Raw genomic sequence first — 13,850 nt, forward strand, 5'->3', positions numbered from 1 at the left:
CGCTGTCATGGCTGTCATCGCTGAGCTGCTGAGCCTCCGGTGCTGTTACTGAGCGCGAGCGACGTCGCCGAGCTTCTCACCCTCGACGCCGTCTTCGAGGCGACGCGTGAAGCAGCGATCGCGCACAGCGAGTTTCGCACGCAGCGAATCGCCCGAACCGCGCTTCAGCTGCTGGCGCGCGGTCGCTCTGAGAACGCGGCGCGGCCCGCGACACCGGATGCCCGGGGCGAACTGCTGGTCATGCCCGAGGTCGTCGATCAGAGCGTGTTCGCGGTGAAGACCTGGCATTCGTTCGAGCATTCGTTCGAGCATTCGGTCGCGGGTTCGGGCGTACGTTCGGGCGTACGTTCTGGCGCGGGTTCTGGCGCGGGTTCTGCATCGCGGCTCGCGCAGACGGGTTCGCTCATCTACCTGATCGACGGCGAGTCAGGCGAGCAGGCGATTCTCGACGGCTCGCAGATCACCGACTGGCGAACGGGAGCGTTGTCTGGTCTCGCGGCGACACTTTACGCGCCCGAGAATTCACGCCGGCTCGCCGTCATCGGCACGGGTCGCCAGGCACGCAGCCAGGCGCTCGCACTGGTGCACGCCGTGCCGACGCTCGAATGGGTAAGTGTGTGGTCACGGTCACCCAGGCGACGAGAAGACTTCGCGGCGCGGCTGACCCGCGACCTCGCCGAGATGTCGGCCGCGGGGTCTCGCCCGGTCGCAGTGACGGTCACGGCAGCCAATTCGGCGCCCAAAGCTGTCATCGGGGCTGACATCGTGGTCGCCGCTACCACCTCCACCCGGCCTGTCGTCATCGACGCCTGGCTCGCGGGCCCGGTTCTCGTCTGCGGCGTGGGCAGCCACTCGATCACCGCGGCCGAGATCGACCCGCGCGCAGTCGCCCGAGCCGACACGGTGGTGGTGGACACCATCGCGGGTGCCGTCGATACCTCGGGCGACATCTCGCTCGCCATCGCGCGGCATGGACTCGACCGGGCGCGGGTGGTGGAGCTCGGGGCAGTGCTGGGTGCGGTCGGCGGCGTTGAGGCCGGCGGCGGCGAAGGCGTCGGCGGCCGGGGCGTCGGCGGTGAGAGCAGCGACGTTGGTGTCGGTGTCGGTGCCAGTTCCGGTGTCGGTGCCGACGGCGAATCTGCGGCAACTCGCGCTGGCCACGCCCGGCGCGACGGAATGACCGTCTTCAAGAGCGTCGGCTTCGCGGCGGCCGACGTGGCTGTCGCTGCCGCGGTGACTCGCCTCGCCGTCGCTCGCGGCGCGGGAACGCGAATCGAGTTGTCGGCACAGTAAGAGGCGCCGAACGAGCACGACGCGAGAGATCGGGTCTGGGCTGAAGGATGTCTCGCCACCTCATTCACTTACCCAATTCGCTCGAAGTGGCGAGACATTCTCATATTATTCATTGCCGGAGGATGCGTCAACACTGGTGAAGGCTCGCCCTTCAGGACAAGAAACGTCCTATTTGCGCGCGAGGCTGTGACCATGACGAACACAGACATCGTTCCCTTCAGCATCGCGATCGCGCAGGCCGAGCTGGATGACCTGCAGTACCGCCTCGACCACGCCCGGTTCGAGCCACCGCTGCCCGGCACCGAACCCGGCACCGAACCCGGCACCGACCGCGGCCCCGACGCGTCCGCCACCGACGACTGGAGCACCGGCGTGCCCGTGGCCTACCTGCGCGAGCTCGTCGACTACTGGCGCACGCACTACGACTGGCGCGCCGAAGAGGCGAAGCTCAATACGTTCGAGCAGTTCACGACGGTGATCGAGGGGCAGAGCATCCACTTTCTGCACGTGCGGTCGGGCGAACCGGATGCCGTGGCCCTCGTTCTGACGCACGGCTGGCCCGGCTCGTTCGTCGAGTTTCTCGACCTTGTCGGGCCGCTGACCGACCCGGTGGCGCACGGTGGCAGGGCAGAGGATGCGTTCGACGTGGTGATCCCGAGCATCCCGGGGTTCGGTTTTTCGAGCCCCGTCACCGGGCCGAACTGGGGCACCGAGCGTATTGCGGGCGCCTGGCTCGAGCTGATGACGCGGCTCGGCTACGAGCGGTTCGGGGTTCAGGGCGGCGACCTCGGCTCGGCTATCTCGCCCGAGATCGCGCGGCTGGCGCCCGACCGCGTGATCGGCGTGCACGTCAACGGGTCGCTCGGGATGCCCGTGTGGGCGGTGAGCGACGAGGAGAAGGCCTCACTCACCGAGCTCGAGCGCGACCGGGTGGCGCGGGTCGAGGCGTTCATGCGTGAGGAGTACGGGTACATCTCTATTCAGTCGACACGGCCGCAGACCCTCGGCGCCGGGCTCACCGACTCGCCCGTGGGGCAGCTGGCGTGGATCGTCGACAAGTTTCGCGAATGGACTTTTCCGCGCGCGGCGCTGCCCGACGCCGTTGTCGGCCGCGACAGGCTGCTGACCAACGTGATGCTGTACTGGCTGACGCGCACCGGCGGGTCGGCGGCGTGGATCGGCTACGCCCAGCTGGCCGCATGGGGTGCAGCCAAGGCCGTCTCGGGGGTTCCGACCGCGGGGTTGATGCTCGCGCACGACGTAGGCATTCGGCGTTACGCCGAGCGGGAGAACCGCATCACGCGCTGGACCGACGTCGACGTGGGCGGCCACTTCGCCGCACTCGAGCAGCCGGGCATCCTCGTCGACGACCTGCGCGCCTTCTTCGCCCCGCTACGAGCGAGCCGATAGAGAGTCCACCGCCAGCCATCACGCTCGACGGCCTGCCGGGACGCCCGGCGGGGACGGGCGAAGCCAGAAATAAACACCACGGGCGAAGCCAGAAATTTACCAGTCGTGCACGGTGCCATCCGCCAAGCGATTGTACGGCAGGTAAGCCTTCACGTAGGGGTATTTGCCCGCTTCATCCACATCGAGCGAGACGCCGAGACCCGGCTCGGAGCCCGGGTGCAGAAAGCCGTCTTCGAACGTGAACGATTGCTCGAAGACGGCATCCGTTTTCGCTCCGTGCTTCATGTACTCCTGAATGCCGAAGTTGTGGATGGCCAGGCCGAGGTGCATTGCGGCCGCCATACCGACCGGCGAGACATCCGTCGGGCCGTGCATGCCCGACTTGATCTGGTATTGCGAGGCGTATTCGAGCAGCTTCTTGAGGTGCGTGATGCCGCCGGTGTGCGTGACGGCGCTGCGCACGTAATCGATGAGCTGCTCGCGGATGATCAACTGGTAGTCCCAGATGGTGTTGAAGATCTCACCGATGGCCAGCGGCGTAGTTGTGTGCTGGCGCACGAGCCGCAGCGCCTCCTGGTTCTCGGCGGGGGTGCAGTCTTCGAGCCAGAACAGGTCGTAGGGCTCGAGCGACTTGCCGAGCTGCGCGGCCTGAATGGGCGTCATGCGGTGGTGACCGTCGTGCAGCAGCGGAAGCTCGGGCCCGAACTCGTTGCGCACCGCCTCGAACACGGTGGGAACGTGGCGAAGGTAGCTGCGGGTGTCCCAGTCTTCTTCGGCGGGCAGCGCGCCGCGCTGGGCGGGCTCGTGGTCGTAGCGCACGCCCGAGTTGGCCTCGTAGGTCGCGTTCGAGGCGATGCCGTAGATCGACTTTAGGCCGGGCACTCCGGTCTGCACCCGAATCGCGCGGTACCCCTGCTCTTGGTGGTCGCGAATCGAGTCGAAGAGCTCGTCGGTGGTCTTGCCCGAGGCGTGTCCGTAGGCGAGCAGGCCGGTTCGGGATGCCCCACCGAGCAGTTGGTAGAGGGGCATGCCGGCCGCTTTGGCCTTGATGTCCCACAGTGCCACGTCGACCGCGGCGATGGCGGCCATCGTCACAGGGCCGCGCCGCCAGTAGGCGCTGCGGTACAAGAACTGCCAGGTGTCTTCGATGCGGCTCGCATCGCGCCCGATCAGCAGCGGCACGATGTACTCGGTGAGGTACGTGACCACGGCGAGCTCGCGGCCGTTGAGCGTGGCATCGCCGAGGCCGGTCAGGCCGTCGTCGGTGGAGAGTTTCAGGGTGACGAAGTTACGATCGGGGCTGGTGACGATCACTTCTGCTTTGTCGATGATCATGGGTTCTCCTTCTGCGACAGGCTCTGCCACGTCGCTTCGCTGCGGTCGACCAGATTGAGGAACGAGGAGTCGCCGCCGAGCGCCGCGTCGAGCGCCGTCACCGCCTCGACGGTCGACAGCGATTCGGCGATCTCGCCGCTGTGACGCGACCAGGCCAGCCACGCACCGACGGCGTTCGCGCAGGCGGCTGCAGGATGCCCGGCAGCACGCTCGCGCTCGGCCACCGGTAAAACGCGCAACTGCAGCTTCGTGGCCGCGTTCTGGCCGATCTGCTCGAGGTGGTGCTCGATGCGCGGGTTCTCAAAGCGCTCGAGCAGGGCCGCGCGGTAGGTGTCGAGGTCGAGGTCGGGGCTCGAGGTGGCGGTGAGGTGGCGGGCATCCTCGTTCCAGAGCGCTTCGACGGCCTCACGGCAGACCGGGTCGAGCACGGCTTGGGCGACGGTTGCGTGACCGCGGAGGCGGCCCGCGGCTGCGAGCAGCGTGTGGGCGCCGTTGAGCATCCACAGTTTTCGGTTCTCCCACGGCTCGATATCGTCGACGAAGCGAGCGCCGGCGGTATGCCAGGCCGGTCGCCCGGCGGGAAAGTCGCCGCTCAGCACCCAGTCGGTGAAGGGCTCGGTGACGACGGGGGCGTCGTCGATCCAGCCGGTGGCGCGGGTGACGTCGGCGCGGTCGGCCGGGGCGCTGCGTGGAGTGATGCGGTCGACGGAGGTGGAGACGAACGAGACGTTCTCGCGCATCCAGTCGCGCAGCGGTTCGGCGTTGCCGGCGGCCATGGCGGCGGCGACCGCCGCGGCGAGCTCCTCGAGCGCCGCGCGCACGACGCTCCCGTTCCCCGGGATGTTGTCACACGGCACGATAGCAATCGGCGACCCTCCCCCGCGCCGCCGCGCCTCGAGCCCCACCAGAACCCGCCCCAACGCCGTGCGCACCTCGCCGAGCCCGTCGACTTTGCGAAAAGGGCCGTTCCCGACGAGGTTTGGGGATCTTTTCGCAAAGTCGACGGAGAAGAGCCGGGTGAGTTCGTTGATGTCGTGGCGCACGTCTTCGGCGGCGAGGTTCAGGCGGGAATCGGGGCGGAGGTGGTAGGCCGATTCGGTGATGGTGAGGGTGAGCACGGCCACCGCGGGCGACGCGAGCAGGCGGATGAACGTGAGCAGGTCGCCGCCGGTGTGGGCTTCGACGATGCTGTCTACCACCTCGAAGCGGTCGGTTTCGGCGCCGCGCACGATGAGGGTGTAGAGGCCGTCTTGGGCTTCTAGCGCGCCGGCGAGGGCGGTCGAGTGGCCGGTGAAGGCGGCAATTCCCCACTCGGCGGCGTCGTCGGCCCGCGCGGTGTACCAGGCCTGGTGGGCGCGGTGGAACGCTCCGAGCCCGAGATGCACGAGGCGCACGGGCGGCTTCTGCCGGGCGTCACCCCGCTCAGCACGAGCAGCTCGAGTCAGAAGGGTGGGTGTGACGTCGCTCACAGCTTGAACACCGCCCGCGGAATCGTGGTCACCAGGTCGCGCACGATGGTCTCTGCCGCAGAACGCGTGATGCGGCCCTCGTGCACGAGTCGGGCCACGAACCCGGCATCCACTCGGCGAGCCGTGTCGTGGCGGGCCGGAATCGACAAGAACGCACGAGTGTCGTCGATGAAACCGGATGACCGGTAGAACCCGGCCGTCTCGGTGGTTGCGGCGCGAAACCGCGTCATGGCGTCGGGCGCATCGAGAAACCACCACGGAGCCCCGATGTACACGCTCGGATAGAACCCGGCCAGCGGCGCGATCTCGCGCGAGTATGTGGTCTCGTCGACCGTGAAGAGCACGAGATGAAGGCTCGGCTCGAGGCCGTATTTCTCGAGCAGGGGGCGGAGTCCGCGCGTGAACGTGGTGGCTACGGGGATGTCGTGACCTGTGTCGGGCCCGAAGCGGTTGAAGGTCGCCGTGCTGTGGTTGCGCAGCACCCCGGCGTGCAGGGTCATGACGAGGCCGTCGTCGACGCTCATCCGGGCCGACTGAAGCAGCATGTGGCCGCGGAAGACCCGCCGCTCGCCGGCATCGGCCGTGCCGGCCAGGGCCGCCTGAAACAGACGCTCGGCCTCGACGGCATCAAGATCGACGGTGAACGGCTCGAGCACTCCGTGGTCGGCAGAGACGGCTCCGTGCTCGATGAAGTACCGGCGGCGCTGTTCGAGAGCGCCGAGGTAGCCGGCGAACGTGGCGGAAGCGCCGGTGCGGGCGAGCAGGGTGGCGACTCCCTCGGCGAACCCGCGGGCATCCGGGTCGAGGTAGCGGTCGGGCCGGAACGTGGGCGCCACGGCCCCGAACTCCGCGCTGCCGCCTGCGCTGCCACCCGCGCCACCTCGCGGGCCACCGCCCGGCGCGCCGCCAGCCGACCCGGCGCCGAACCCCGCCGCACCGAACCCCGCGGCGCGCAGCGCATCGTGCTGGTCGAGTTCGTCGAGCGGATCGTCGGTAGTGGCCAGAAACTCGATGCCGAACTGGTCGAACAGCGCCCGCGGCAGAAACGCGGGCGAGGCGAGCCGCTCAGCGACCTGGTCATAGATCGTGTCGGCCGTCTCGGCGCTCACCTCGAGTTCGATGCCCAGCACCCCGGTGAGCTCCTCGTCGAGCCAGTACCCCGACGCGGTGCCGGCGAACAGCTGCCAGTTCGAGGCCAGCAGGCGCCAGGCCTCGCGCGGGTCGAAGTGGATGCCGCCCACGCCGAGCGCGCCGAGGTCGACGCCGGCGGCATGCAGCAGGCGCGTGACGTAGTGGTCGTGCGTGACGAAGAGCTCGGCCGCGTTGGCGAACGCACGATTCTCGGCGAGCAGCCGGGCCGGAACGTGTCCGTGCGGCGAGATGATCGGCAGCCCGCTCACGCTGTCGTAGAGTTCGCGGGCGGTTCGCCGAAGGGCAGGATCGCTCGGCAGAAGCCGGTCTGGGTCGCGACGCTGCGAGAGGTACACGCGTCTAGCCGACCATGCCGATGCGCACGGTGATGTGAGCGGGCAGCGCGCCGATCGAGGCGAGGTACTCCCGAACCGCTTCGTGTGCCGCCTGTGCGGTCTCCCGCGCCGACGAGTCGACGCCGACACCGATCACCGCGGTGACGGTGGTGACCGCGGCGCCGGAGCCGGCGCCAGCGCCGGCGGGGTCGGCGGGGTCGGGGTCGGCCGGGTCGGTGGCGCCAGCGGTATAGGCGGCGGCGGTCGCATCCCCGGCCTCCGTCGCGGCGGCGTCCGCAACGACCAGCGATACCGACACCAGGGAAGGCACTTCGACCAGGGTGGTCGCGGCGAGCACCCGGCCCACCACCGCTGCCGGCAGAGAGGCGCTGGGATACACCGCCACCACACCCGGAACGGAATGCAGCAGATCTTGCAGCGCCTGAGCAACAGCCCGGCTCGGTGTCTCGACGGCGTCAGACATCGGCACTCCCCTCAACATCGGCCCGGGCATCCGGAGCCGCCGGCTGCACGTCGTGCACCGTGACGTCGACCGCGATCACGTTGAGGCGGGTATGCCGGGCCAGATCGGCCAGAATCGCCTGCCGAACGACCTCGGCCGTCTGCCGGATACTCTGCCCCCACAACACGCTGGCATCGACTTCGACCACCACGGGTTCGCCGGCAACGGTGACGTCGCCGACGAACCGGCAGCGCCCGATGAACAGCCCGGGTACGCGGTCGCCCGCGGCGCGCACGATGGCCCGCACCGCGCCCTCGGTGATGACGAGGTTCGACGTCGTCGACTCTGCCTCGAGCAGCGGAATGTCGCGCCCGGCACGGGCCTGCAGGCTGATCTGGTTCAGGATGCCCGAGACCCACCCCTCGTCGACCCCCGACTGCGACGCCTCGTCGTCGGCGGCCAGCTGAGCGGTCAGCGCACGCAGTCGGGCGATCGCCGCGAGCGCGATCTGGCAGCCCGCGGAGTCGTCGATCGAGGCGTCGGGCGGCGTGAGACCGGCGTCGTAGTAGTCCGCGAGTTCATCGATGGTGTGGCCGTTGAGGTCGGCGCTGGTGAGCTCGAGACCGCCCAGCACGAGCGCGTCGTCGGCGGGAAGGCCTGTGTCGGCGGGAAGGCCGGTGCCGGCGGGAAGGCCGGTGCCGGCGGGCACACCGGGCACGCCGACGGCGCCGAGGCTCTCGGGAGGGGTCTGGTCGTTGATCGGGGTCATCGCCATGCCTCCATCTCTGAGATCACGCGCTTTCGCGCCCGTGACAATAAGCCTCGCACCGTGCTGACCGGCAGGCCGAGCTCGTCGGCGATGTCGTCGTAACTGTAACCCGCGACCTCCTTCATCAGCCAACACTGGCGCTGCTGCTCGGGCAGACGGGCGAGCACACGCGAGAGCTCGGACTGCACGGCGTGGTGCTCGGCGACGGCCTCTGGCGAGTGCTGAACGGGCGCCGGCAGAGCGCGGCCGGTCGAGGAGTCGAGCTCGTCGTGCGGGTGCCGGGCACGAATGCGGTCGAGGGCCTTGCGGTTGACGATGCGCATCATCCAGCTCTTCACGACGCCCGGATCAGACAGCGAGGGCAATTGCTGCCAGGCCGTGATGAAGGCGGCCTGAACAACGTCGTCGACCTCATCGGTCGATTGGAGCATCCGCCCCGCGTAGCCGCGCATGAGGCCGGCGTAACGACGCACCAGAACCTCGAACGCACGAACGTCACCGTCTGCGGCGCGACCAGCGAGAGTTCGGTCGTCGGCGTCGGAGATCGGTGCCACCCGCCACCGCCTCTCACGAAACGCGGCAGAGGAACAGCCGCACTTCAACACAACTCTTGCACCGAGCGTGACGAATGCCCTACTGACCGCGTCTTACTGGCAACACCCCATCATCGCCCATCACCGTGGGCCGATCAATACAGTTCAGGAGCACCATCATGGCGAACACGTCAAGCACCCCCGTTGCATCCACCCCCCTCGGCACGCCGCTCGACTCGCAGACCACCTTCGGCAAGACCGTGATCAACGACAGCGTCGTGGCGAAGGTCGCCGGCATTGCGGCCCGCGAGGCATCCGGAGTGCACGCCCTCGGCGGCGGCGCGGCTCGCGCGCTCGGCGCCATTCGCGGCGTCATCGGCAACACCGACCTGTCGCAGGGCATCAGCGTCGAGGTCGGCGAAACCCAGGTCGCGGTCGACGTCGCCATCGTCGCCGAGTACCCGGTTCCGCTGCAGGTCGTGGCGGCGGATGTTCGGGCCGCCGTTATTTCTGCCGTCGAGACCATCATCGGCATGGAGGTCACCGAGGTCAACGTGACCGTGAACGACGTGTACATCGCCAGCGAAGACAACAGCAGCGACGACCAGGGCGAGGCGCGAGTCCAGTGACCGCCACGAAGTTCGGCATCATCATCGGGGCGGTTCTCGCCCTGGTCTGGATCATCTTCGGCTTCTGGGCGTTCTTCTTCGTGTTGATCGCCATGATCGTCGGAGCCGTCATCGGCCGATTCGTCGATGGCAAACTCGACGTCGGCACTCTCGTCGGAGCGTTCCAAGGGAAACGCTCCTCGTCGTGACGGCCGCGCAAGGCGCGGTCGCGCGTGGCGTGCCGTTCGGCGGAGCGCTCGGACGCGCCCCCGGTGACACAGTCGGGCGCGGGGCCGAAAACGCTCTCGACCGCGCTGGTTCGCGCGGGCGCACCCGCGTCACGTCGAAGGCCATCACCCGAGTCGCGACCGCGCTCGGCGCCGAGGCACTCGACGTCGCCATCCGCAGCGTGAGCGTGCGTTTAAGCGACGACAACGGGATGCTCGCGGTCACGGTTTCGGGGCCCATCAGGGTATCCGCGCTGAATGACCTGGTCGACGCCGCAGTGGTGTCGCCCGGAGAAACGATCCTCGAGCGCTGCGAACGGGCGCAATCGCACATTCGAGAGGTCACCTCGGCATTGACCGGCGCGAGCATTTCGCGGGTCACCGTTCACCTCACCGGTATCGAAACCACCCAGAAGGAGCGCGTGAAGTGAGCGCCACAACTCCGAGCGAGGTCAGAACTCCCAGAGCTCCCGCGGCGAACACCAGCTCGCACTCGCCCGCCGCCGAGAACAGCGCGGGCACAGCACGGTTGTACCGCCGGGTCGCCCGGCGCGAAACGCACTCGCCGCGGTCGACGGTCGCCATCGTGCTCGCTGTGCTCGTGCTGCTGTTCTTCGTGTACGGCGGCACCGAGATCGTGCTCAACATGCTCGGGCTGCGCGCGCTCGTCGCGAGCCCGACGCAGGTGGCCGACGCCATCGGCGCCGCGACCACCGACGACAGCGGCACCGTGCTCGCCGTGGGTATCGCCGCAGCGGTCATCGGCCTGGTCTTCGTGCTGATCGGCCTCACCGGCGCCAGGCGCGCCAGGCATCTGCTGCCGGATGATCGATCCGTCGTCGTGGTCGACAACGAGGTCATCGCCTCCGCCGTCGCCCGGCACGCCTCGCTCGCCGGCGAAGTCGACCCCGACAACACCCTCGTCACCGTGACGCATCGCCGGGCTCAGGTTCGGCTGACGCCGTCGTCCGGGCATCCGGTCGACCGTGCGGCGGTCGTCGCGGCCGCAGAGCGCGAGCTCGCCACCGCGCAGTACCAGCCCGCGATCTCGGCGAGCGTTCAGATCGCCAGCCAAGGAAAGGTCGGAGCATGAACAGCACCAATCGCGGTGCGAACCGCCTCGTGATCATCGTGTTCGGCCTGGTGCTGATGGCGCTCGGGGCGGCAGCTATTCTCGCCGCGACGCCGACCGTCGTTCGTGACAACTGGGCCTCGGGGTACGCGTCGACACGCTCGACGATCGTCTCGTGGCTGCAGCAGACGCCGCTGAACGGGCCCGGCACGAGCTGGCTCTGGCTGATCGGTCTCGCCGCTCTCGTGGTGGTCGGGGTGCTGCTCGTGCTCTTCATCACGCGGCAGGGGCGCGGGCACACGGGCCTGCTCTACTCGCAGACGCCGTCGTCGGCTGGCCAAACCCTCGTCGACGCCGCGGTCGCGGAGCGGGCGCTCGGCGATTCCCTGCGCGACCGTCCTGAGTTCGTCACGTCGAACGTGTCGACATACCGGGTCTCGCGGCAGCCGATGCTCAAGATCTCGGTCACGTGCCGTCGCGGTGTTTCACCGCGCGATGCGGTGGCGGTCGTGACGGGCCGCCTGCGCGCCTTCGACGCCTTGTTCGGCCAGACGACTCCCGCGCTCATCCAGGTGAGCGGCGGCTTCCGCGCACGCACCACCCGCGCGACCCGCATCGGCTGACGCCCGCCGGGTCGCCCGCGTAGCCCAACCTCCCGGCAACACAAAAAGTAGGAGGATTCGACACCGTGACGGCAATAGGCCGACACCGTGTCGAATCCTCCTCTTTTCTCGAAGCCATGGCCGGGGGATCGTGAGAGAATTGACACTTCCCGAATCGAAGCAGGCCCTACCGTGAGTTACACCCCACCCGAAGAGCCCGGCGAACCGGGCCAGCGCAAGAAGCCGTCGAACGGGCGCATCGCGGTGTGGGTGGGTGTCGCCGCTGTTGGGCTCTACTTTCTCATCTCGGGCATCATCGGTATCGTCACCCACTGATGCGCGGTAGTTCGGCGCCACCGCGGTAGTTCGGCGCCACCGCGGTAGTTCGAAAGGGTGCGGATGCGCCCAACTACCGCATCTGCACGGCGGCGAGTCGAGACACCGAACCGGCTAGGCCAGGGGGTTGGGACAACCGGCTAGGCCAGGGGGTTGGGACAACCGGCTAGGCCAGCGGGCGGATCATGGTCGCCAGCAGGTTCTGCGGCGACGCGTCGAGGGTCGAGATCTCGGCCGTGATGCGGCCGTCGACCATCGTGTAGACGCGGGTGGTCATGACCAGCAGCTCCTCGATGTCGGCCGACACGAGAAGAACCGCCGTACCCGAGGCCGCCAACTGCACGATGAGGTCACGCAGCTGCAACGCGGCATCCGGCGCGACACCCCGCGTCGGATGATCGAGAACGACGACCTTGGGCCGGCGCTCGGGCGGCTGGTCGAGCCAGATCTCGAGCGCCTCGCGCGAGCGGGAGCCGGGCCCGCCGCTCACGCCGCTCACGCCGCCCGCCCCGGCGGCACCCGAGCCTCCGCGCCCGCTACGGCGAGCGCCCCCGAACTCCGCGATGGCATCAGCGCTGGAATCGGTGGCCGACGGCTCAGCGTCGAGGTCGTCCAGTCCGGGGCCCGCACCATCGGCGCCGTCGGCCCCGCCGGTAACCCGCGCACCACCACGCGCACCACCGGCACCACCACGCGCACCATCTGCATCGCCGACACCACGCGCACCGCCGCTCCCACCGGCACCCCGCGCACCATCGGCATCGCCGACACCACGCGCACCGCCGACACCACCACGCCCCCCGCCAGCCCCGCCGACGCCACCCACCGCATCGCCGACACCCCGCGCACCGCCGACCCCGCCAACACCACGCGCATCGCCGGCCCCGCCGACATCACCACGCCCACCGCCGGCCCCGCCAGCACCACTCCGCGCACCACCGACAGCACCCCGCCCGCCGCCCGCCCCGCCGAGACCACCCGCCGCATCGCCGCTGCCGGGCATCCGCGCCCCCCGCACGATGTCGGAGATGCCCCCGAGCCTGAACGCGGGCGCCGCCGTGCGGTAGTCGCGTTTGCGATCAATCAGCCCGAGGCGCGCCAGCCGCGCCAGGGTCGACGGCGAGATGCTTGAGGGCAGGCCGCCGAGCAATCCGAGGTCATACGTGGTGTTGGAGTCGGTCGCGAGGCTGAGGCCGGCCGCGATCGACTCCGCCGGGCTGCGCGCGGCGAACGGATGCCCGCCCAGCAGAATCTCGCCCGACACCGCCGGCCCGTACGACCGCCCGAACAGGCTCAGGGCGAGCTCGCTGATTCCCGAGCCGTCGAGCCCCGCGAGCCCCACGATCTCGCTGGCCCGAACCGTGAGCGACACGTCGCGCACCACGGCGAGCGCAGGGTCGAGCGGATGAAACGCCGACCACCCCCGCACATCGAGCACCACGGGCCCCGGCTCGATCGACTCGTGCCGAATGCGGCGCACCACGTGGATGTTCGTGGTCATGTACCCCACCAGCCGCGCTTCGACGGCCGCAGCCTCAGCCCCCGAATCCTCGAGCCCACCACCACCGCCCGCCACCCGCAGCGTCTCCACCGCGCTCCCCCGCGAGAGCACCGTGATCGACCCCGCCACCCGCAGCAGCATGTCCGCCCGGTAGGTCGCCACGACCACCGTGACGCCCGCGGCCGCCAGCCCCGCGATACCGCGTGCGACGAGGGCGAGCCCCCGGGCATCCAACCCGCTGAACGGCTCGTCGATGAGCACGATGCGCCGCCCCGCCACCAGCGCGCGTGCGAGTTCGATCACCCGTCGCTCGCCCGCGTCGAGGTCACCCGCGGGCTTGCGCACCGGCACGGCCGGCAGCCCGAGGCGGGCGAGCAAGGCGCCCGACTCGGCGTACATGCGGCCGAACCGAACGATGCCGCCGAACGACTTCTCGCGCCCCAGAAACACGTTCTCGGCCACCGACAGATGCGGCACGATGCTGGGCTCACCACGCACCACAGCGACGCCGGCCGCCTCTGCGGCAGCATGCCCCGCGAACGACACGGCGACCCCGTCGATCTCGAGCCGCCCCGCCGTCAGGGGCAAGTACCCGCCGATGACCGCGAGCAGCTCCGACGCTCCCGACAGGTTCTCGCCGAGCACCCCGTGCACGCCGCCGCGTGCCACCTCGAACGACACAGAACGGATGCCCGTGCCCGCACTCGACCGGGCTGAGATCGAACTCAGCCGCAGTGAGAGCGGGGGCACGGGCATCCGTTCAGGC

At 69.3% G+C, this 13,850-nt stretch carries 15 protein-coding genes; 8 read left to right on the forward strand and 7 right to left on the reverse strand.

Translation table 11 applies throughout. From position 1 onward, the window contains the following. Positions 1 to 39 precede the first annotated feature (39 nt). Positions 40 to 1,293: an ornithine cyclodeaminase family protein gene (locus LQ955_RS14715; RefSeq protein ID WP_231025253.1), complete on the forward strand. Its 1,254-nt coding sequence runs from the start codon at positions 40 to 42 to the stop codon at positions 1,291 to 1,293. Between the two features lie 192 nt (positions 1,294 to 1,485). Further along, positions 1,486 to 2,703, forward strand: a complete 1,218-nt coding sequence (locus LQ955_RS14720; protein ID WP_231025254.1) for an epoxide hydrolase family protein — start codon at positions 1,486 to 1,488, stop codon at positions 2,701 to 2,703. 96 nt (positions 2,704 to 2,799) lie between these two features. Here LQ955_RS14720 and manD read toward each other — a convergent pair whose 3' ends face one another. The 6 genes from manD to LQ955_RS14750 are packed head-to-tail and all read right to left on the reverse strand — an operon-like array spanning position 2,800 to position 8,759. Then, positions 2,800 to 4,038, reverse strand: coding sequence for a D-mannonate dehydratase ManD (gene manD, locus LQ955_RS14725; RefSeq protein WP_231025255.1), 1,239 nt, complete (start codon positions 4,036 to 4,038; stop codon positions 2,800 to 2,802). After that, a complete protein-coding gene (locus LQ955_RS14730) occupies positions 4,035 to 5,507 on the reverse strand; it encodes a mannitol dehydrogenase family protein (RefSeq protein WP_231025256.1) in 1,473 nt (490 codons plus the stop codon). The genes manD and LQ955_RS14730 overlap by 4 nt, the downstream gene beginning before the upstream one ends. Beyond that, the gene (locus LQ955_RS14735) at positions 5,504 to 6,994 is read right to left on the reverse strand and encodes a glucuronate isomerase (RefSeq protein ID WP_231025257.1); all 1,491 of its coding nucleotides are present in this window, start codon (positions 6,992 to 6,994) and stop codon (positions 5,504 to 5,506) included. Before LQ955_RS14735 ends, LQ955_RS14730 begins: the two co-directional genes overlap by 4 nt. A 4-nt stretch (positions 6,995 to 6,998) precedes the next feature. Continuing rightward, a complete protein-coding gene (locus LQ955_RS14740) occupies positions 6,999 to 7,457 on the reverse strand; it encodes a hypothetical protein (protein WP_231025258.1) in 459 nt (152 codons plus the stop codon). After that, positions 7,450 to 8,205 (reverse strand): Asp23/Gls24 family envelope stress response protein, encoded by a 756-nt coding sequence (locus tag LQ955_RS14745; RefSeq protein ID WP_231025259.1) that lies wholly within the window; start codon positions 8,203 to 8,205, stop codon positions 7,450 to 7,452. Before LQ955_RS14745 ends, LQ955_RS14740 begins: the two co-directional genes overlap by 8 nt. Continuing rightward, entirely contained in the window at positions 8,202 to 8,759 is a 558-nt protein-coding gene (locus LQ955_RS14750; protein ID WP_231025260.1) for an RNA polymerase sigma factor, read from the reverse strand. The genes LQ955_RS14745 and LQ955_RS14750 overlap by 4 nt, the downstream gene beginning before the upstream one ends. A gap of 158 nt (positions 8,760 to 8,917) precedes the next feature. On the opposite strand from LQ955_RS14750, the gene LQ955_RS14755 reads away from it, so the two are divergent. The 6 genes from LQ955_RS14755 to LQ955_RS14780 all read left to right on the forward strand — a co-directional run bounded on the left by LQ955_RS14755 (position 8,918) and on the right by LQ955_RS14780 (position 11,583). Further along, entirely contained in the window at positions 8,918 to 9,367 is a 450-nt protein-coding gene (locus LQ955_RS14755; RefSeq protein ID WP_231025261.1) for an Asp23/Gls24 family envelope stress response protein, read from the forward strand. Beyond that, complete coding sequence (locus tag LQ955_RS14760; RefSeq protein WP_231025262.1) at positions 9,364 to 9,555, forward strand: DUF2273 domain-containing protein; 192 nt, start codon at positions 9,364 to 9,366, stop codon at positions 9,553 to 9,555. Before LQ955_RS14755 ends, LQ955_RS14760 begins: the two co-directional genes overlap by 4 nt. Next, on the forward strand, positions 9,552 to 10,004 hold the full coding sequence (locus LQ955_RS14765) for a hypothetical protein (RefSeq protein ID WP_231025263.1): 453 nt from the start codon (positions 9,552 to 9,554) through the stop codon (positions 10,002 to 10,004). Before LQ955_RS14760 ends, LQ955_RS14765 begins: the two co-directional genes overlap by 4 nt. Beyond that, complete coding sequence (locus tag LQ955_RS14770; RefSeq protein WP_231025264.1) at positions 10,001 to 10,666, forward strand: hypothetical protein; 666 nt, start codon at positions 10,001 to 10,003, stop codon at positions 10,664 to 10,666. The genes LQ955_RS14765 and LQ955_RS14770 overlap by 4 nt, the downstream gene beginning before the upstream one ends. After that, the gene (locus tag LQ955_RS14775; RefSeq protein ID WP_231025265.1) at positions 10,663 to 11,268 is read left to right on the forward strand and encodes a hypothetical protein; all 606 of its coding nucleotides are present in this window, start codon (positions 10,663 to 10,665) and stop codon (positions 11,266 to 11,268) included. Before LQ955_RS14770 ends, LQ955_RS14775 begins: the two co-directional genes overlap by 4 nt. 171 nt (positions 11,269 to 11,439) lie before the next feature. Continuing rightward, entirely contained in the window at positions 11,440 to 11,583 is a 144-nt protein-coding gene (locus LQ955_RS14780) for a hypothetical protein (protein WP_231025266.1), read from the forward strand. A gap of 166 nt (positions 11,584 to 11,749) precedes the next feature. Here LQ955_RS14780 and LQ955_RS14785 read toward each other — a convergent pair whose 3' ends face one another. Further along, complete coding sequence (locus LQ955_RS14785) at positions 11,750 to 13,840, reverse strand: ATP-binding cassette domain-containing protein (RefSeq protein WP_231025267.1); 2,091 nt, start codon at positions 13,838 to 13,840, stop codon at positions 11,750 to 11,752. Between the last annotated feature and the right edge of the window lie 10 nt (positions 13,841 to 13,850).

The sequence above is a fragment of the Subtercola endophyticus genome, assembly GCF_021044565.1.
In the GTDB taxonomy this organism is placed as follows: domain Bacteria; phylum Actinomycetota; class Actinomycetes; order Actinomycetales; family Microbacteriaceae; genus Subtercola; species Subtercola endophyticus.